Genomic DNA, 20,858 nt, shown 5'->3' with positions numbered 1-20,858 from the left:
AGTGGCAAGTAAAACAAGGCTTTCACTTAACCTGCTGCTAATTTATCTACTTCTGATGTCGTATCATCAGCACTTTTTGGCACTTTCGGCGCTGTTGAATATACAAAAACTAACATTGGCTGCTCGCACTCTTCTTGCAGCAGCTTTAACGTTTCTAGATTCGCTTCTGTCAGCACTGAATGTTGTGTTAACAAACACTGCTCCAGGCGATCAAAAACATCTTGAGCTAGCACTTGCCCAGCCTTTAACTGACCAATAGTTCGCGGAAGTTCGTACTGACAGTCAGGTAATGGCTGGCAAAGTAGCTTCTCGGCTTTGAGAATAAGTTTGCCGTTAAAGTATTTTTTCATCACAGGTTTAAGGCTTTTAAAAGCCGCAACGGGTTGATGCAACTCGCCATCAATTTGACCGCAAATATATAAGTCCAGAAATACCACTAACGAGAGTACTTTCGCGGCCAATGCATATAACGAATTGTCTTGCTGAAATGGCTCCGCATCGTCAAGCTGGCAATGAGTGCTACCCCAAACAAAATAAGCACTGCTTACGATTTTCGCACTTGCACTCAGCATGGGTGTATCTAGCAAAATATCACTGCTTAACTGAGGTAGTTTTTGCCAGATATGCAATGCTTGTGGTTTTAGCTCTTCCAATGGCGTGCCTGCTAAATTGGCATCTTGTTCAGTCAACGCAATACGATAGAACAAGCCCGCCAAATAAATTGCATTCCCCAATTCCATCGGCAACCCAGCTTGTTCTGCCAATATTTTTGCCTGCTGTGCAATACGGTTAGCGTGACCAGAGCTGTCCTGAGTGTGACTAGCGACTAGGTTAGCCGACAAGTTGATTAGATCATTATGTGAACTGACTAGACGCTCTGTTTGCTGTTGAGAATGCTCATTGCTTGACAACATCATGGTGCTGATTAGCTCACTCGCCTCACTTTTATCTTTAAGATATTGGTTTTTTTGCTTCAGCTTTTTAACCGCAAACGCTCGTTTATTTTCTCGCTTTAAGTCATTAATCAAGCGCTCTAGGGTTGCCAGCAACACTTCGTTGTCCCATGGCTTGTCTAAGTAGGCTTGAACATGCCCCTGATTAATTGCCGCTTGCGCCATTTCGGCATCAGCGTATCCCGTTAAAATCACACGACGCGTTTTCGGACTTAGTTTGTAGATGCTCGCCATCAAGTCAACGCCATTTACCTCTGGCATCTTCATATCACTCAGCACAATATGTGTTGGCGACGACTCAAAAAAAGCCAGCGCTTGCTGAGGATCGGTAAATCCATGCACTTGGTAACGCTTAACCAATAAACGTGTTAAGGCTTTTACGATTTCTTGCTCGTCGTCGACAATTAAAATTGACGGCTTCATGATACTTCTCCACAAATAACAACTCGATATTTAACTTTTACAATTTGCAACTGTTTGCAAACATCTAAGACTTACAACACCTTTACTTTTACCTCTATTTATTGCTTATTGCACTTGAGGCAAATACAGCGCTGCATCAGTAGCACGTTGCTGCCATGATGCTTGTCGAACACTAGACACTCGCGCTTCTTTCTCTTGCACGCTAGCGCGTCGACTGGCAGCAACAATAGTTTTGGCGAAGCTGTGTTGCTCACTCGCTACCTCAACTAAATGCTGGTATTCAGCCAGCGCATTAAAGTAGGTGCTGGCAATGGGTGTACCGCTAGCCAAATATTCACGCAGCTTTAACGGGTTGCACATACGTATTTGCTGACTGTTTTTAAACGGTAACATCGCCACTTGCCAATGCTGCAAATAGGCTGGCAAAGCGTCATGAGGTTTAGCGTCCAGAAAGTAAATATTCTGTTGATTTTCAAGCAAACTGACGTCGCACTCGATATTACCAATTAGCACAAAATTCCAATTAGGCAATGCTAAGGCACTTTCCAGCAATAACTCTTGGTCAAGCCATTGCGATATACTGCCATAAAACCCAGCGATAGGTTTTCCTAGCGGTAAATCTCGCGGCCAAGAAGTGCCCTGACAACCATTATTGACACTGGCTGATTGAAACAACTGGCAATCAACGCCATGCGGAATAACCACAGTTTTATATTCAGGCAGTTTACTCAGTAAGGGCTGACTGGCAGCAAATACCGTGCTTGCTCGTTCACACAACTCTTGCTCTTTGCCAACCACAAATTCATGATCAACACCAGCCAACGCACTAAAGTCATCGCCACAATAATAAACGCAGTCACATTTATGCTCACTGCTTTCAAAAATCGATAGGTAATCGACCGCTGTTGGCAGTGACGTCCAGACGATCGGACGGCCTGACAGTGCATCTATGGCACGAGCTAACTGCCGTTTCAGTAAGAATTTATTAAGCCAGAGCAATATTGGCTGATCGGTACATGGAAGCACTAGCGGATTTATCACTATAAATTGATACCGACTCGTCGGCATTTTTTGTGCTGTACTTTCATCTTGTACATCTTGTTCATGTGGCCCGTACTGCTCATATTGCTCATTAATGCGCTTACCTGCTTTATCACTTGCATCAAAAAGTCGCGCCTTAAGCTTGCTAAAAACACGGCTAATATCACGCCAGCTAAATTTCGGTTTACGCAACCCAATCGAGTTAATCCAGATAATATCTCTTTGCGTGCTCAGTACTTTTACTAAGTGTTGGGTCGAGCTTGGATGTTTCCCCCAGTCTTCGCCAAAAACGACCATAGGGCGACTCGTTTCGCTGTTGCCCTTAGTCGCAGTCGCTTGCTGAGCTTGCGGGTCATGAGTAACTTGTTTTCTTTGCTTCGGAGCATATGACTTATTCATTACTTACTCCACTATCTATTTTAACGACTTAACAACTTTTGCCGGAGAACCCGCAGCCAAGACATACTCAGGTAAATCTTTAGTCACCACACTGCCAGCTGCAACTATAGTTCCTTTACCTATGGTGACTCCCGGCATCACTTTTACACCAGTGGCGAGCCAAACATCGTCATATAACACTATATCACCCACTTGCTCTTCAGTATCCGGTAGGCCTTTCGCTCTCGCTTGGGCGTCAACAGGGTGACCTGGATAGCCAGCTAAATAACAGTCGCCCGCAATACGTACATTGTTGCCAATCACCACATTGTGCCCCACTGAAATTGAAGTACGCCAGCCAATGCCCACATTATCGCCAATCACTAACTTAGGTACGCGATTGCCGACGGCTCGGCCACTGATCGTGGTCATTGCTGCCAATCGTATTCGGTCACCCATATAAATATCTAAACTGCCAATCACCACAGGCAAACCGCCGTACAAATAAAGCTTTTTAGGCTGGTTGCATACTCGCGCTTTAAATATAGGGGTGTAGTAAAGTATGCGTAGCACATCACTAAAACATTGTTTAAGCAACACATGCAGGTGATACAGCACATTAAACACTACTGGCAGATTGGGCATTTCAGCCGATTTAACGACTAACCAAGCTTTCTTAATTAACTTGGCTAACCAATAGTCATTTGTTTTCGCCCATTGCTTGGCATAATGAATACTAAAGCTTTGCATACTGCCTCCTGCTCATGTGAGCTCAATTACCACTTTTGTGTCTGCTAGCAACCTGTGACGCAGATCTCTCGCTAATTGCTAGTTACTAGTTCTGATTTGCAGAAATCGAACCAAAAATTAAAGCCATAAATAACAGCAACTTAATTAAAAAAAGAAAAGCTAATTGCAGATTGCAAGCTGGAAACTTATTAAATTGAAAGTGCTTTTGTGATTTGCGAATAACAGCTTGCTGCTCGATACTGCTTACTTATCGCTTTGCCTTTTGCCGCGATACGACGACAGCGTTTCGGGTTGTGAATAAGCCTTGCCAAGCATTGCGCCAATTCAAGTGGTGATAATGCTTGATATTTGGCACAGTCTTTACCGTCTTCAAGCACTCTATCCCAATAAGCACCGTCACTTGGCACGACCACTGCCAGTTTTGCTGCTAGCGCCTCTAAAATTGCTAAGCCAAAAGGCTCCTGCTCAGAAGTAGAAACAAAAATACTGGAACGGGCACGCAACTGAGCTAAATTTTCTGGTTGTTCAAACAGCCTGACATTTGATGGTAACTCCCTGCTCAAGCTATCAATATCAACACAGCTCGATTCACTTATAGGTGGTTTGATGTAACAAACATTGACGGTAAATTCGGTTAGCCCATAGGTTTTACGCAGTATCTTCAGTGCCTCTAGCAGCACATCTAATCGCTTCCATTTGATCAACGAGGCGCTCCATAAAATTTCGACACCTTGTTGCTTACCATTGTTTTTAGCCTGTTTGTCTTTTCCGTTGCTTCTACATTCGCGATGAACTTTAATTTCACCTTGGTCAATCGCGTTAGTAAATTGCTCGACCATTGTTGCTGGCTCTCGACTGCTCGCAAACGAAAAACTAGTGAGAAATCGCCTAAGCGCTCGTTTTACTGACGGTACCGCCGTTGTAAGCGAGAAAATTCGCGCGGCTCTTGAAAGCCCAAAGCCCGCCGATCTTGAATCAGGAATAGGTCCTTGAACGAGCTGAATTAAGGTGGAACGTTTACAAAACTGTAAAATAGCCAGCGCGAAATCAACCGTTGGACCAGAAAGCCCAACAATACGAGCAAAGCCACCCGCTTCTTTGTTTAATCGCAATAATTGCAAGGCGTAACAGAGATGTTTGAGATAAAACGCCAGGCCATATTTTTTGTCGCGTAAGCCTGCCGGTGTCGATAGCGGATAACAATACACAGCTTCATCTTGCCACGTAGCAACATCATTAGTGGCAACCCAAACTTCAATATCGCGAGGTAATTGGGCTACGAGCCTTTTCGCCACTTGCTTCGAACCACCAAAATAGGCGACTGGATCAAATACTAAAATTCGTTTTGCCATGACAACCTCCAACACGCCCTGATGCGCCCTAAGGCGTATCAATGACGACTATGCTTATCTACTAAATTGCTTATTTACTGAGTTACTTATCGACTGAGGTCAATACTCTCTAGCTATCCGCTTACTTTCTGCCTGAGCGATTACTTGGCTGCCACTTGACGCACACCAAGCTGCTTGAGCCCTTGAGAAATTTTGCAACTCATTTTCGCCAACAATGCATTACTTACTTGTGACAATTGATAACCCACAAACCACGTGAAGCTTTTTTGGCTGCCCCTAGCAACAGTTGCTTGATAACAAGCGTCGAATTGTTGGAATTGGTGCTGGCAGCTAAATGATTGAGCAATATGGCGCTGCGCCGCATTCGCAAAACCCTTAAACCTTGATGGATGGCGGGTATATTCGCTAATCGCTTCAGCTAAGGCTTTGATATTGCCAGCAGGCACTAAGCGAGCATTAACACTGTCTTGGTAGATTTCGTTGACACCTGGCACATCTGTGGTGATGACAGGTAAATTAGCAAGACTCGCTTCTGCCAGTGTTAAACCAAATACTTCCTCACTAGGCACAGAAACAAAACAGTCGACATTGCTTGAATAAAGCGCTGCAACATCTTGCTGCTCCCCTAAAAAGAAGACTTGCTCACTGAGTCCTAGCGACTCAACTTGCATCATCAAGCGATGCTTTTCTTCGCCTTCACCGACGATGGCAATTTTAACTTGTGGCTGGCTTGGCGCTCCCGACATCACTTGACGCGATGCTTGTGCCTTAACTTGAAAAGAGCTTTGAGAAGAAACTTGAGCAATAGCCGAAATTAGCGTTGCTAGCCCTTTACGTGCGATTAACGAGCCAACATAGAGCATCACAGTGTCTTTGTCCGTTGCGCCTAATAATGAGCGTAAGTCGGTAGGTTGTTCAGAAACCGCACGTTGTTGCTCAATACCGTTATAAATAACAGAGCAGGATTTTTGATTGGGCTCAGCCTGACGAAAAACCTCGGTCACTGAATGGCTAACCCCAACCGTAAAATCGGCGCCAGCAAAACCAAGTGCCAGGCGATCAAAATACTGATAACGGGCATGTAAATGCAGTAGCAAAGGCACCTTTAGGTATTTACAAGCTAACGAGAGCCATTGACAGGGTGCGCCGTTGTTACAATGCACTAGCTGAATACCATAGCGTTTAATCAATTTTCTAGCCGTTATTAGTTGGCGAATAAACGATCCAAACTGCCACCTTGGTTTGAACCAATAACCAATACAAACCATTGGCTGGCAAATCACTTCAATGCCTAGCTGTTTAGCTTCATCAGCCAGTAATTGGCTATTACACCAAAGCACAGGTTGATAACCCTGTTGTTGAGCGCTGCTGATCATATCAAGTAATACAATTTCACTGCCTCGTAGCCAGTTGTCACCAAAATGCACGTAAAGTACTCTCGTCACCTGACGATCACATTCAACATTTGCTTTGTTACTGTATTCGCTAATCACTTGAACCATAACTACCTCAACAACTGATATACGTTATGCGCCCGTAAGGGCGTTTGCTTATTAACATTGAGCAAATGGCAGACCAAGTGTTTAAATCATCGACTAAGCACCTGTAATAATTAAATAATTATTAATTTTGGAAAGATTATTTGAATACCAACACAACCGCTTATTTGCGATTTGCAACTTGCATGTAGGGGTGAGTGGGCTTGTCACTGCAGTTTGCAAAAAACTGCTCAGTAAATTTATTGAGGGCAATAACCAAAGCCACTTGCAGGTATATCGGCCAGATAAAGCCTTGCGTTAGGAAGGTACCTGAGATAACAAACCCTGCGATACCGGCAGGTGCAGCACAAACAACCACACGGATCATAGGTGCCAACAGCGCTCTACGTGGATCATTAACTAAGCGCCAACTCACCCGAAAAGTAGACACAATTAAGCAGATGAACAAAATCAAGCCGCCAAAGCCAGTTTCTGCCAACACGCCGAACCAAGTAGAATGTACCGCATGGTTTAGACCATCCCAATGAGCACTATAGAAAAAGTAATTAAAATAAAAATTACTTATACCAACCCCGGCAATGGGATTGTCCAACGCCATATTCCACGCCGCTTGCCAAGCGTAAAGGCGCCCCATCGCAGACTCATCTATACCCTCTTCTGCCGCACCACCAGACGAACGTTCGCTAATACCAGCGACAGCAAATAAAACAATTAGCGCCAGCCCTCCACCACTAAACAGTAAGACTTTTGACTTCACTCTTTGGTAGGCAAACAAGCCAACAACGGAGACCATGCCCAATAGGCCGCCACGACTTTGTGTGGCCAGTAATGCGAACACCAGTACGATAAAGATTACTGCCCCGAATAAGCGTTCAAATCGAGATAAACCTTTTTCAAGCGCTGCACCAATCGCAAACGCCATGGGATAAAGCAATACCAACGCAAGATCGTTAGGGTCACCCAATAAAGAGCCGATATCGCGCCCAATGGTAACGCGTGTTCCTTCAACCAAACCAACGCCATTAGCTTTGTTCATCAATGCAACGACAGCAACACAGGTCCCTGCTAACAAGTAGATTCGACAAGCATTAACAAAATGAGACTCAGCTCGCATCATCCAGGCGATGACAAAGGTCATAAGAATAATTTTGCTGTAAGTGCCTGACCATGAATTCATTGCGACCCCAACGTTGGCCGAGAATGGCAACGCAACCGTGACCAAACCAAAAAACGCCATCAGGTAAGTAAATTGGCGGCACCAATACGGCGCTAAGTTTTGAATAATGGCCAAGCGCAGAAAAATCACCATCAAAGCACCGAGCGCGAATAACTGCGGCAATTTAAGTGGCGACAGCATCGGAAAAACTTCGTGAATTCGAAAAAACGAACACACCACAAAGCCAAGCACCACGTAGAATGAAAAGCGCACAACACCCCAGATAACAAACGGCACTAAGCCTATAGCTACCAACAAAACAGGGTGCGGAAAAAAGTACAGCGCAGCGCCAGCTAAGACAAAGAAAAAGCCGTAAAGCGAGGTACTTAAAACAGGCCAAACCATGGCGATACCTCAATAAATTGACCAACAAAGTTTGCTAAAAACGCACCAGCGACAGCCAGATTTAAATAGGCAAATTGATACGGTAACGCCAAGCGACGTTGGCTCCAGCAATAAAACAGTAGTACGCGCACTGTGTAGGCAATTACTAAGGCCGCCAGCGCACCATTAATGAAAAAGTCAGGAACAAGCAGCACTAACAGCACTGCTCCCACAGCAGAAGCAATCAAGTTTATATACATTTGTCGCTGGCTGTCTGCGTCGATGTAACACCCAAGGTTAAGTAGTTCAGCAACAAGCTTAAGTGCCGTACAAAGCAATAACCAAGGTAATATCAACGCTGCCCCATGATAGTCGCTAGGGGTTAACCAGCGAATAAGGTTTGGTCCTACTAGCCCTAAGAGGCCGCACGTTAATACCGCTAGTACAGCGCCTAACATGGCAAAGCGCGCATTCACCGCTTTGCCATCGTCTGCTTTTAGCACGCTAAAACGTTTTGGGTACCACCACAAGGTAAATGGCTGAATCAGTAAAGTCGGCACCAGCGCGAATTTTATGGCGATAGCATAGGTTGCAATATCAGCAGCACTGAAATGCGCTGCTAACAACCAACGATCCATACCTGAAAGCGCAAAGGTAGCTACGCCACCAATGAAAATCGGCCAACCGTAGTTACAAATAGCGAGTAAGTGCTTAGTACTTACCGACAACCCAGTTTCTTTTATTTGAATCACACTTAGCCAAATGGCAACCACGACTGAAGATACCGCGCCAGAAGCTAAAATACTCTTTACCCCCCAGCCCTCAGCCAACCAATAGAAGGAAAGTCCAACTTGAATCACGACTTTTACCATAGTGACTGAAAAAAACAGGCGAGCACGATGAGTAATTCGCAGCCATGCCAGTGGCACATTAATAATGCCACCAAGCGCCAGCGCAACACCGAGTAAGTAAACTTCTTCACCCTGAATTTGATCAGGTAATAAGGTTGCCAATTGCGGGCTGAAAAAATGGAAAACTAAATAGGCTCCGCCACCGACAAACATCGCCAACAACAAACATTCACCGGCGTGCAGTCGCCTTGTAGCTTCACTTTTAGCCAAGCCGACAAAACGATATAACGCCTCAACTAAACCAAAGCCCAGAAAAATCGAAAAAACGTTGGCGAATACCACCAAGACTTCTAAGCGCCCATAATCTGCCGTTGATAAATAATGGGTATAAACAGGCAGCATTAATAATGAAATCCCCTTCATTAAAAAAATAGCTAAGCCATAAAGGGCTGAATCGCTGAGTAAACTTTTCATTTGTCGAGATAACATAGCAACAACTCCTACCAACCAAATTGGTGATCCAAATTAGTGATACAGCTCAGTGCTGCTGATTACTTCACTGGCTGAGCCAAAACTTCATGGCTCAGTGCTTGGCGATAAACCGTTTCAATTTGCGGCACCACAGCTGTCGTTGAAAACCTATCGAGAATCGTTTTGCGCGCATTTTGACCTATCAACTTGAAACGACTTGAGCTTAGTGTCACGACTTGCTGTAGCGTTTCGATAAACCTTGCAGGCTGGTGTTCATCAACCAACCAGCCATTAACTCCGTGGTCAATCAAGCTGGGTAAGCCGCCCACGGCATAGCTGACGACAGGAATACCGTGTGCCATCGCTTCTAGCGCAACCAAAGGTAAACCCTCTGCTCGGCTTGTAATGCAAAGCACTTTAATCTCTTGCCAATGCGGCAGCATCGACGGTACCTGCCCCAACAAGCACATATTCAGCGGTTTACTTTTATCAAGAGATGAAAACAGTGGTCCTGCGCCGTACATTGAAAAAATATGTTCCGGCATGGCTTCAGCCACTCGTAAGAAATGATCTGGGCCTTTCTCATGGCTAAAGCGCCCGACAAAGGCCAGTTGATTGCAGCGAAATGACACGGTTTTGAGAGGTGCAGGTTCAACGAAGTTTTGAATTACATCGCTACTCACTCCCAACTCATCAGCAATGGGTTGAGACACACTGATGCATTGAGTACCTTTGGCACTAATGCGATCTAACCAACGATAAAAGCGGATTTTTAACGTGCCACGCTCGCCCGCATGAAACGTCGATACCACCGCCTTATCCAACATACGACAAATAAAGCGACCAATAATACCCGCCTTGTAACCGTGGGTATGAACAACGTCAATGGAGAGTCTACTTAATGCTTGGTAAAGCTCTACCGCACCGCCACTCAACTTAATGGTTTTCGTGCGCAATTTGGGGTCAACATCAAACACGGGATGTTCCCCATAATTCGCCATCAAAATAATTAAGACTTTATGACTCGCTTGCTCTAACCCCAAGGCTAAGTTAGCGATATGACTTTCGATACCACCAAAACTGCGGCTATCGACTAACAGAACAATATTTAGCGAAGAACGACTCATTGATAATCACCTTATGTTGCATCCGAGCTGTTTAAGGTGAATATCAGCACAATATGCGCCAATCTATTTTTATATTATTTTACAATCAGTTAAGCTTTTAATGTAGGAAGGTATTCGCAAACTGCAATGCTATATTTGTTGAGAAATAAGAGGATATTTGCAGCTTGCTAATAAGCTTAAATATCCTCAGGTAGCGGTGAAACGAGCTAGTGGAGTGTTGATCACTTGATAGGAAGTAACTACTCATCCCAAGACTGTTTTTTTCGGTAAATTGTTGATGGGCTGACATCAAGCAAGGCCGCCGCTTTTGGTATATTCCCGTCACATGCAGCAATGGCTTGCTCTATTGCCTGCTTTTCCACTAACCATAGCGGCATAATGCTTGAACTGCCGTCTGCGCTATCAAGTAAGCTAGTCTCTGAGCTATTGCCTGACTTATCTTCTAAATTACCTGCTAGCATATTAACTGCAGTTTGTTCTGAATTATCAGACATAGCTGCTTCAGCAACAGGTGTGACCGACTGAGTAAAGCTAGTTGCAGGCTGGTTAGTGCTTGATGAAAATTGGTTGAGTGGGGCGGGCAGCATGTCAGCAGTCACCGCTTCAGCATTATTTAGTACCACCAGGTTGCGGATCACATTTTCCAATTCGCGGACATTGCCCGGCCAGCCATAAGATAAAAAGACATGCTCAGCATCTGCGGCAAAGCGGTTAAACGCTTTGCCTTCTTCATTGCTAATCGATTGCAGTAACTTTTTCGCGATTTGCAAAATATCATTGCCGCGCTCACGAAGTGCAGGTAAAACGACAGGAATAACGTGTAAGCGGTAATACAAGTCTTCACGAAAACGCCCTTCTTGCACTTCTTTTAACGGTTCTCGATTAGTCGCACAAACAAAGCGTACATCCACTTTTTCTTGCTTACTTGAGCCAACTTTTTGAAAAGTGCCAGACTGAATAAATCGCAAAATTTTGCTTTGTAAATCCAAGTCCATTTCACACAACTCATCAAGAAACAAAGTACCGCCATCAGCTAGAGCAGCTGCGCCCTTGCGTTCACTAGAAGCGCCGGTAAACGCGCCTTTAACGTGGCCGAAAATTTCACTTTCCATCAAGTCTTTGGGAATAGCCGCGCAGTTTAAGGCAACAAAAGGTTTGTCTTTACGGGCACTGAGTTGGTGAACCGCTTCAGCGCACAGTTCTTTACCTGTGCCGCTTTCACCCGTAATAAAGACAGTTGCATTGCTAGGCGCTGCACTTTCAAGAATACGATACACCCCTTGCATAGCCATTGATGAGCCAATAAAACCACAGAAGTCTTGTCGGTCTAATTCACGATATTCATCAATAATCTGGCTCATTTGCTGATTTTTGATGGCGTTGCGCAAGGTGATCAATAAACGCTTGGGTTCAACTGGCTTGCTAATAAAGTCGAAGGCCCCGTACCTCATCGCATCTACAGCAATGTCTACCGAGCCATGAGCGGTTAAGATCACCACCACAATCGGCAATTTTTGCTTGTGAATATACTTTAAAATATCCATGCCAGACATGTCAGGCAGGTTTAAGTCTAAGAGCAAGATACGTGGGCACTGGGTATTAATAATGTCTAGCGCAGCCTGACCATTGCCAGCCATGAGCAAGTCATAAGGCTCTTTTGAAAGAAAACCAGCGTAAATCGCGGATAATGTAGGACTGTCTTCAAGCAGTAGGATTTGTGTTTTTTCCGTCACAGACTTCATTCCTTGGCAAGGTGCTCTGTATAACTCTATGACAGCTAACGAATAAACACCATAAATATTTAAGTCTAAGGCTTATGTTAACAGCTCAACTAGGACTTAGTTAACAGCAATAAAGTTACGTCATCATTAGGTTTTGGACAAAGTGTTAAAAAATGCTCAAAGCTCAACTCAATAAAAGCCTGTGCACTACAGTGCTTACTCGCTATTTCAGGCTCTGGTAAAAATGCCCCTTCTGAATGACACTGGTAAGCACTCTTCAAACTCAGCAACTGGTCAAAATAAGCGTTTGGTTTCATGTCGTTTGGTAAGCAATCGGTTAGCCCATCGGTAAACAACAAAAGCTGTTGGCCTGGCTGCATTGATAAGTAGGTTGATTGATATTCAAGACCTAGGCACACACCAGCAAGTGCCCCTTGCACATTAAGCACTTCGTAAATTGGCATATCGGCGTTTGATGAAGCAGTCAGCAAAAGTGGCTGTGGGTGACCGGCACTGGCAATTTCCACTCCTTGCTCATCAATTAGCAGCGCCAGATAAGTAAACATACTGCAACTGAGTAACTCATCTTCAAACAACTTATTGGATAAGGCAGTCATCATCGCCGTTAAGTCAAGACACTTTGCTTGAGGAAATTGCTGCGTATTCAGTGATAACCCCGAAAGAAAGCCAGAGAAAAAACCACTAAAGCTATGGGCAAACAGCTTTGCCTGCGCATCGTGCCCCATAACATCAGCCAGTATTAGCAGAGTTTTATCACCTATCGCTTGCTGATAAATAAAATCTCCACCGCCTGTCTTTGGCGAAAATGAACGAGCATGTATTTGATAGCCGCATATACTGTCACTAACCTCAGGCTTTAATGCTTGATTAAGCGTGTTATCAAGCGAGCGGTTAAGCCGCGCAGTTTTTTCTGCTTCCAATTGCTGATGACGTATCAACGCCCGCTCTACCGATAGGCGCAGTTTTTCTTTCTGCACAGGCTTTATCAAGTAATTATCGATACCTAAGTGGTTAGCTTGCATTTCCACGTCGAAGTCATCTTGTGCTGTCAAAAAAATAAAGGGAATATGCGAAAGTTTAGGGTCGGCTGCTAGGCGTTTTTTTAGGTTTAAACCATCAAGATTTGGCATCGAAATATCAGAGATAACTAAGTCATAAACCCCACTCTGTGGCCTAGAATGCGGCCTAGAATGCTGCGCAGGCTGCTCTGACGACAGCTGATTGACATCCGTAATGTTAATTTGTTCAACGTGCTCTAAAAACGCTAAGCCATCGTTAAAAACAGTGACTTCATAATGGCTAGGTAAATAACCTTTGATCAATTCTCGCATCATCGGCTCATCTTCCACCACGGCAATACGCACATTTGCTTGCGAACGTGTTTGATACTGAAGTGAGAAACTAAAGCGATTTACTTCTGGTGCGTTATCACCATAATCTTGAGTAGGCAGCTTCGAGAAAGTTTGTGCGCCCGCCCTGAGCCTTCGCTGATATTTGCAATCAGCAAACAAGTTAAAAATGATACCAAGCCCCATACCGGATTCGCCAAAGCTAAGCGAAGCCTGTTGAGTGTTAGCGCTAGCCTCGCCATCTTCTGATAGGATGGTTGGATTACTTTTATCTAAGTCATTAACCCACATTTGACGCTGATTAAACTCGTCAAAATAACTACTATTATCTTGAAGGCTAATAGTGATGCGCTGGCTACTCGCTTCGTCGTCGCCATCGCTACAGCCACGACCAAGGGGTAGTAATTTGGCTTGAGAAACCATTAAGTGAATAAATGTTGCGGGCTCAATGGCGTGTTTTACAATGTTGGTTGCCCACTCCGAGATCACCAACTTTGCTTTATTGACTTCAGCACTGTCAACGCCACATTTTGTTAGTACATTCGTTGCCGCATCTCGAATGGTTTTAATTTCATTCAACGATGCTGGTCGAGTTAACGTTAGTAATAAGGTATCCATCATATTTTGCTACCAACTCCATGTATGTCATACTTTTTAGCCTATGGTTATACCGAGTTGAATAATTGTTTGATCACTCAACGAGAAAATAAGCTATCTGTATTTAAAGTCCTTTTAAACACTCTATAGGCTATTTGTATTCGCAGTTTATGACAAGCATATGTTTTGGCCGCTTATTAACTGTCAGAGCTACCGGTCAGAGCTAGCGGTCAGAAATAGCTGCCCGAATTAGCCGTTAGAATCAGCAATCAAGTAATCTCGCTCAAGTACCGCTAATACCTGCGCTGATAGCTTAGCAAGCTGCGCTATCAGCTCGATAGTGGCATCAGACAAGCTGCCATCACTCGGTTGCCGTTGACAGACATGCTCTAATTGCTTCGCCAATTGCCCTAGGCCAATAGCGCCAACACTCGCCGCACTGCTTTTTATCGCATGGGCCTCTTTTTCAATTTGACTGGCATCCGTTTCTGTTTTTGCTTGCTGAATTACATCAACACGACGACGAGTTTCATCAACAAAAAGATGCAGCACTTTATTGAATATTTCCGCTCCGGTATCACATAGCAACTGGTCAATTACCGCTTTTTCGATTAACGGCTGTGATGGTGTTTTTTCAGAGACTTGTGGTTCGCGACTCAATGTTGAGCTCGCTTGGCTTGCTTGGCTGGCTTGATTAGCGGGTGCTGATACTATCGGCTGTTTTTGTGCTTTGTTGGAAGAAACATTGCTTGCTAGCGCTTCTTGTTGGCGTACTTGTTCAAAATAGCTGTAGATTTTTAGCAGCAAGTGCTCGCGATCTATCGGCTTTTCAATAAACTCATTCATCCCAGCAGCAAAACAATGCTGCATATCATCTTTGGTGACATTAGCGGTCATTGCCCAAATGGGTAAGTGTCTGAATTGCCGAGACTTACTGCGAATGATTCGACATGCTTGCGCGCCATCCATAACCGGCATCGACAAATCCATCAAGACTAGTTGATAACTTTCACACTCAACCTGCTTAACCGCTTCAGCGCCATTATTAGCAATATCAATGTGATAGCCAGCACGCTCAAGCATGGTGGTGATCACCAGCTGGTTTGGTAGGCTATCTTCTACCACTAAAATTCGTTCGCCATTACCCGTTAACTGATGCTGCTGGGCGTTAACTTCTGACGCTTCTTGCGCTGCTTTAATTTTCGAAGCTGCTTGCACTGCTTTTTCACCTAGTACTAACGCCATTAATTCACTGGGTGGCGCTAACCAGCGATTTTCCCCTTCGTTGACGAGCAAAACATCATCAGAGCCGGTTTCATCATGCAAATTAATGACTTGGCAGCTATCACTGGAGTCGCGAATAAAGTCTACTTGGCATTGCCATAAGTGCAGTTGTTTTTTTATGGATACTTCATAGAAAGGGGCAAAATTAACAAACGCCATTTTTTTCGGGGTAATCGATTCGCCTTCAACATTGCTCGTAACATTGCTCGTAACAATGGGCGCAGTAAAGTGGCAATGTGGTATCGCCACTAAAAACGTACTTCCCTCACCTTCTTTCGAGCCAACTCTAACTTCACCGCCCATTAATTCAGCAAGCTGTTTGGTAATAGCTAAACCTAGCCCCGTCCCTTCAAATTGACGTTTGTAGGAAGAGTCTGCCTGAACAAACTTGTTAAAGAGCTTAGCAATGTCTTCATTTTTGATCCCAACACCAGTGTCTTTGACTTCAAAATGCAGCACGGTATCGTTGCCATAAACGCTCACTTCAACACCGCCATGCTGGGTAAATTTAATGGCATTGGCAATCAAATTGATCAGTATCTGTTTCACCCTTTGCTCATCTAGCAACAACTCGCTGGAAAGCTGCGGTGATAAACAAAACATTAAGCCAATATCTTTGGCTTTTGCACGTTCAATAAACAAACTGTGCAAGTCATCCATCAAATCCAGCGTGTTAAATGTGTGAGGCGATAGTTGTAGCTTACCTGCTTCAATTTTAGAGAAATCGAGGATGTCGTTAACCAAGGTTGATAATGACTCACCTGCCGTTAACGCATTGTGAAGTAATTGACGCTGCTGGTCGTCAAGTTGCGTACTGGTTAATAGCTCCATCGAACCCAACATGGCATTCATTGGTGTGCGAATTTCATGGCTCATCACTGCGAGGAAGTTGCTTTTCTCTTGCGAGCCAGAGTCTGCCGCCAGTTTCGCCTGCTCTAATTCATGATATAAATGGTTTACACGACTGCGCATTAAATTACGGGTTTGAATAGCTTGTTGCAGCGTCAGAATCAGCTGTTCGCTGTCCCACGGTTTTTCAATAAAACTCCAAATCCGCCCCTTATTAATCGCCGACATAACCAAGTCAGAGTCGGCATTACCGGTTAACATAATACGAATAGTTTCAGGGTAATTGGTTGCCACTTCCGATAAAAAAGTGACACCATCCATTTCCGGCATGCGCATATCAGATACAATAATATCAATGTTCTTTTGCGCAATAATTGCTAAGGCTTGCAGTGGGCTGGTGACAAATTCAAAATGGGCAGGAATTTTTCGAGTTAAACGTTTTATTGCCGCTAGAATGGCTTGTTCATCATCAACAAATAAAATACTTACTGGCGCGGCGCTGTCATTTTCGCTCTGGCCCTGACTTTGGCTATCAGTTGCTAGCGAGTCAGCAACACCTGGGCTAATTTGCGCACTGTTTCGATCTGCCATAGCGCTTTGGCTATCTGCTTCGTTTTGATTAGCCAAATAAGAATTGCGATCAATTAACGTCATATGATCTCCCTTTACTTACCACTGTTAAATTGATGGTTTTTGCACCTTGCTTTCCGGCATATGGCTGTACCCAACTCAGTCAATATTTTTACATTACACCGCGACATTGAGCATCACAACATTTGCCAGTTTTGCTCTTAACTTGCTCATCATTTTAGGCAGCCAAGCATCAAGTTTGTGACTCTCGCGGATCATTTCATCAAGCAATGACGGATTTGATTTGTCATTGACCACAGTGCCAACAATATTAACTTGTTTTGCCACCAGTTTTTCAATCCCTTCTTCTATTAGATTAGCAGGAGTTTTACCAGCCTCTACTACCATAATGGCACCATCACATACTTGGCAAACCGTACAGGCGGGAATATTGTGTTGATTAAGCATCGCCAATGATGCCGTATCAAAAACAATGCAATCGAATTCACTTAACCATTGATTGATAGCCTCAATCAGCAAACTCGCTTCGCGATATTTTTTGATGGTCATCGCATCATTGCTGACCGGCAGAACGCTATACCCTTGCTCGTTTAAGTTGATAATGCCTGCACCAATTTGGCTTTGAGCGACTTGGTTTTGTGCAACTTGTGATGTTGACTTTTGTGTTGGCATTGGCGCGTTAACCGCCTCTTGAAGTCGCGCTTTTAACACGGGGTTAAACGTATTGAGCTCGACCAAAAGCACCTTTTTATCTGAAGCCTGAGCTCGTTTCACCAAAGCTTCTGCGAGCGTCGATTTGCCTTCACCCGGCGCTGCCGAGGTGATAGCAATGGTGCGATAGTTAGCACCCAAGGTTTGGCTATAAACCGCCTCTACTTCGGCATAATGACTTGGTAAAGTAATCATCTAAAACCCTCCTGTGATGGCAACAAGTGAGACAACACTAACCATATCCTTCACGTTTGACACAAACACATTCCAGTCACTGTTATTGATATCTGGTACATAAACAGTGTCACCACTGCGTACCAATGGCAATTTGGTAAAATCAGGGCGTTTAACAAAGGTCTTTAAATCAAAACGCTGGCTCTGATTTTCACTTGCCTTAGCGGTTGAAATATTAACCACCATAATGTCTGTCAAATGCGCTTTATCGGTTGGCCCGCCAGCTTCCGCCAACAAATCTAAAATGGTCATGGCTTCGTTAAAGGTGTATCGACCAGGCTTAGCAACCGCGCCAATAATGCGCACCGTTTGTTCCTTTTTCTGATCTAACCAAGCTTTGTCGCGCTGCGGCACATAAATAGTATCGCCTGCACGAACCAGTGGCAGCAAGGTTTCGTCACCTGTTTCAAAGTACAGACCTAAATCTACCGTTGTCACTTTACTGGTGTAACCATTGCGGTGTGTTACTTTAATCGCATGAATATCCGCAAATTGATTCGGGCCATCGGCAGCCGACAAAATATCTAGAAAGTGCAGTTTGTTGTCGAAGGCATAACGGCCTGGTTGACCCACTTGACCAAATACGTAAATCGAACTTTCTTGAGACTGGCGCAACCAACGCGCTTTGTTATCAATCACGTCTCTTGGTTTTTCCGGCACGATAATCGTGTCGCCCGCAGACACTTGTGGCAGTAATGAAAAGTCACCACCATCAGTAATAAAAGCTGCTAAATCAAAAGGTTTTTCTCGACTTGCTTGGCCGTTTTTTAGTACCTTGATTTGCGAAATATCTGCATCTTGCGTTGGGCCACCGGCGTGCGCCAAAATATCAAGAAATGACATTTCATCACCCCATTCGTATCGACCCGGTTTAATTACTGCACCAATCACGCGAATAGCACGATCTGGCGAAATCTTTAACCATGACTTCTCATTCATATCGGTTTTTTCTGGAACAAATATCGCGTCACCCGGTGAAATTTCAGGAATTTGGCGTGCGGCTAAGCCCTCGGTGTAAGCTTGCAAGTCAAAGGCATCAACTTGTCCAGATGAGCGGATAATGCGTACTTGGCGCGTTTCAGCAAAACGTGTTGGACCACCAGCATTGGCTAAAATATCAAAAAAGGCAGTACCATCAGGTGCTTCATATGCGCCGGGCTTAAACACTTCGCCCATCACATAAATAGTACGCAAGCCCGTTTTAATCTCTTCTTCTTGGATAGGTACAAATAGAGTAGAGCCTGCTGTAATGGTCGGCATGCTAGTGGCATCACCAGTATCAAGGTAGTGTTTTAAATCAAATAGCTGAGGAATACCTTGGTTAATCACGCGAATATGTTCAACACCCGCATAACGAGTAACACCGCCAGCTCGCATCAGCATATCAACAACCGTGTTACCTACTTTGTAGGAAAACACGCCCGGCTTTAACACTTCGCCAAATACTTTAATTGCAGTCCCCGCTTCAGCACCGTCACCACTGGCTGATAAGGTTGCAGCATCAAAGTCCATTTGCACATTGCCAATTAGCGGAGAGGCTGGCACAAAGATCACATCTAGCGGTTGTAGCTCAGGCAAAATCGCGAAATCACCCGTATCTAAATATTTTTTATAATCAAAAGCAGTGACTTCACCGGCGCGATTTAACTGAATTTTATCGAGTTGAGCACCGGCACTTGGCCCCCCTGCTTGTTGCAGTGCAAGTTGCACATTACCGTCTGCAGGTAAGTCAATCATCCCCGGCTCTTTCACAAACCCCAGTACCCGCACAGGTAAGCGGCGCTCAATTAGCACAAGGTCAAAATCATCAATCGCACGATATTGCTCAGCGAGCAATGCCTTAACATGCAAGCTTGCTGCTGCTAGCGGCATGCCGCCCAAGGTGACTTGTCCAATCTCAGGCAGCATCAGCAAACCTTCTTGGTTAATTTGAAAGTGCTTTTCAAAATCAGCCTCACCCGGCAGGTTTAACTGAACAATATCACCAGCACGCAATATCACTTGCTTCTGTACTACTTGTTCCTGTACCTGTTGCTCCTGCGCTGAGGTAGATGATGACGCAATGAACGAGGTTGCTAGCGCTAACCAAGTGAGTGCTAGCAAAGCAAATGCTAACCAGTTTCTAGCGATGCTATTCACATTCAAAATTAAACAAGATAGAAAAAACTGCTTATTCATCATGACTCTCCTTGCCGTTAACTGCTATCAGCTGATTGCTCTTAAACTGTTGAGTAGCTGCCTGACTTGGCAGTGCCAAGCGTAATGATATTTTTGTATAGCGATTGAAGACTTGTTGCGTTTGGTTAACTTCGCCTACCCTAGGCGCCATTTCACCAACCGCTTCAATGGTGACTTTTTCAGCCGCAATGCCAGCATCAATAAAGTAGCTAGCCACTTGCTCGGCTCGAGCTAAACTCAACGCTTGGTTATATTCAGTGCTGCCGTGGCTATCGGCATGACCAGTAATCACAAGCGTAGACTCAGGAAAGCTTTCCATTAGTACCACGAGTTTTTCCAACGCTGGATAGTAAATCGTTTTTAACTTGGCCTGATCAAAGTCGTGTAAGGTTTCTGTGATCACCGTATATCCTTGAACGCTGATCTTGCTATCGACTTTTTCAGCCTGTCCTTGTTTTTGGCTTTGTTTTTGGATTTGCTTTTGGCTATATGCGTCTGCCGACAAATTTGCGACTTGGCATTGATCGAAAGAGCCCTCTTTATACCAGTCTCTAAGAACCGTCACTTTATTAGTCTCGCTACAGCCGAAACGCCCATCAATGTAGTGACTAATGCATTCCAATTTGCGTACTTGTCTGTCTAACTGAGTAAGCGAAATAAAGGCATCTGCATACATTTGCCCAGCGAACTCTTGTTCAGTTTTGTCCAGCAATCGGTAGCCAACTTCAAGCTGACCAGCAACGCATTGATGGCTTAGTCGTGTTGTAAGCGACATCATTTTTAAGCGCGATGCTTGCAAATACTCTTTCAGCACTAACTGATCTGGGCTTAACGTAGCGCCATTGTCATCAGCCGTGCGCTCGTTTGATGAGCTACACCCAGTCAAGACAAGCGCAGAACTAGCAAGGACGATGGCCGACAATAAAGTGTGTTTCATG

At 44.5% G+C, this 20,858-nt stretch carries 14 protein-coding genes; all 14 read right to left on the bottom strand.

All coding sequences use genetic code 11. From position 1 onward, the window contains the following. Positions 1 to 26: 26 nt before the first annotated feature. A complete protein-coding gene (locus tag ACSLUR_RS15550; protein ID WP_448556078.1) occupies positions 27 to 1,376 on the bottom strand; it encodes a response regulator in 1,350 nt (449 codons plus the stop codon). Positions 1,377 to 1,481: 105 nt separating this feature from the next. After that, positions 1,482 to 2,816, bottom strand: coding sequence for a glycosyltransferase family protein (locus ACSLUR_RS15545; protein WP_448556076.1), 1,335 nt, complete (start codon positions 2,814 to 2,816; stop codon positions 1,482 to 1,484). A 15-nt stretch (positions 2,817 to 2,831) separates the two neighbouring features. Then, positions 2,832 to 3,545 carry an acyltransferase gene (locus ACSLUR_RS15540; protein ID WP_448556074.1) on the bottom strand — a complete coding sequence of 238 codons (714 nt, stop codon included), beginning with the start codon at positions 3,543 to 3,545 and terminating at the stop codon, positions 2,832 to 2,834. Between the two features lie 188 nt (positions 3,546 to 3,733). Beyond that, the gene (locus tag ACSLUR_RS15535) at positions 3,734 to 4,897 is read right to left on the bottom strand and encodes a glycosyltransferase family 4 protein (protein WP_448556072.1); all 1,164 of its coding nucleotides are present in this window, start codon (positions 4,895 to 4,897) and stop codon (positions 3,734 to 3,736) included. Between the two features lie 140 nt (positions 4,898 to 5,037). Continuing rightward, the gene (locus ACSLUR_RS15530) at positions 5,038 to 6,399 is read right to left on the bottom strand and encodes a glycosyltransferase (protein WP_448556070.1); all 1,362 of its coding nucleotides are present in this window, start codon (positions 6,397 to 6,399) and stop codon (positions 5,038 to 5,040) included. 160 nt (positions 6,400 to 6,559) lie between these two features. Beyond that, positions 6,560 to 7,957, bottom strand: a complete 1,398-nt coding sequence (locus ACSLUR_RS15525; protein ID WP_448556068.1) for an O-antigen ligase family protein — start codon at positions 7,955 to 7,957, stop codon at positions 6,560 to 6,562. Beyond that, positions 7,939 to 9,276: a lipopolysaccharide biosynthesis protein gene (locus tag ACSLUR_RS15520; protein ID WP_448556066.1), complete on the bottom strand. Its 1,338-nt coding sequence runs from the start codon at positions 9,274 to 9,276 to the stop codon at positions 7,939 to 7,941. The genes ACSLUR_RS15525 and ACSLUR_RS15520 overlap by 19 nt, the downstream gene beginning before the upstream one ends. A 62-nt stretch (positions 9,277 to 9,338) precedes the next feature. Then, positions 9,339 to 10,385 carry a glycosyltransferase family 4 protein gene (locus ACSLUR_RS15515; protein WP_448556064.1) on the bottom strand — a complete coding sequence of 349 codons (1,047 nt, stop codon included), beginning with the start codon at positions 10,383 to 10,385 and terminating at the stop codon, positions 9,339 to 9,341. Between the two features lie 239 nt (positions 10,386 to 10,624). Continuing rightward, complete coding sequence (locus ACSLUR_RS15510; protein WP_448556062.1) at positions 10,625 to 12,127, bottom strand: sigma-54-dependent transcriptional regulator; 1,503 nt, start codon at positions 12,125 to 12,127, stop codon at positions 10,625 to 10,627. 89 nt (positions 12,128 to 12,216) lie between these two features. After that, complete coding sequence (locus ACSLUR_RS15505; RefSeq protein WP_448556060.1) at positions 12,217 to 14,097, bottom strand: SpoIIE family protein phosphatase; 1,881 nt, start codon at positions 14,095 to 14,097, stop codon at positions 12,217 to 12,219. A 225-nt stretch (positions 14,098 to 14,322) separates the two neighbouring features. Further along, complete coding sequence (locus ACSLUR_RS15500) at positions 14,323 to 16,860, bottom strand: response regulator (protein WP_448556057.1); 2,538 nt, start codon at positions 16,858 to 16,860, stop codon at positions 14,323 to 14,325. Between the two features lie 93 nt (positions 16,861 to 16,953). Continuing rightward, on the bottom strand, positions 16,954 to 17,703 hold the full coding sequence (locus ACSLUR_RS15495) for a P-loop NTPase family protein (protein ID WP_448556055.1): 750 nt from the start codon (positions 17,701 to 17,703) through the stop codon (positions 16,954 to 16,956). After that, the gene (locus tag ACSLUR_RS15490) at positions 17,704 to 19,923 is read right to left on the bottom strand and encodes an SLBB domain-containing protein (protein WP_448556053.1); all 2,220 of its coding nucleotides are present in this window, start codon (positions 19,921 to 19,923) and stop codon (positions 17,704 to 17,706) included. It lies immediately after the preceding gene. Continuing rightward, positions 19,913 to 20,857, bottom strand: a complete 945-nt coding sequence (locus ACSLUR_RS15485) for an OmpA family protein (RefSeq protein WP_448556051.1) — start codon at positions 20,855 to 20,857, stop codon at positions 19,913 to 19,915. The genes ACSLUR_RS15490 and ACSLUR_RS15485 overlap by 11 nt, the downstream gene beginning before the upstream one ends. Position 20,858: the final 1 nt, after the last annotated feature.

The sequence above is a fragment of the Thalassotalea montiporae genome (assembly GCF_053485855.1).
This window is presented reverse-complemented; position numbering and strand designations above follow the sequence as displayed.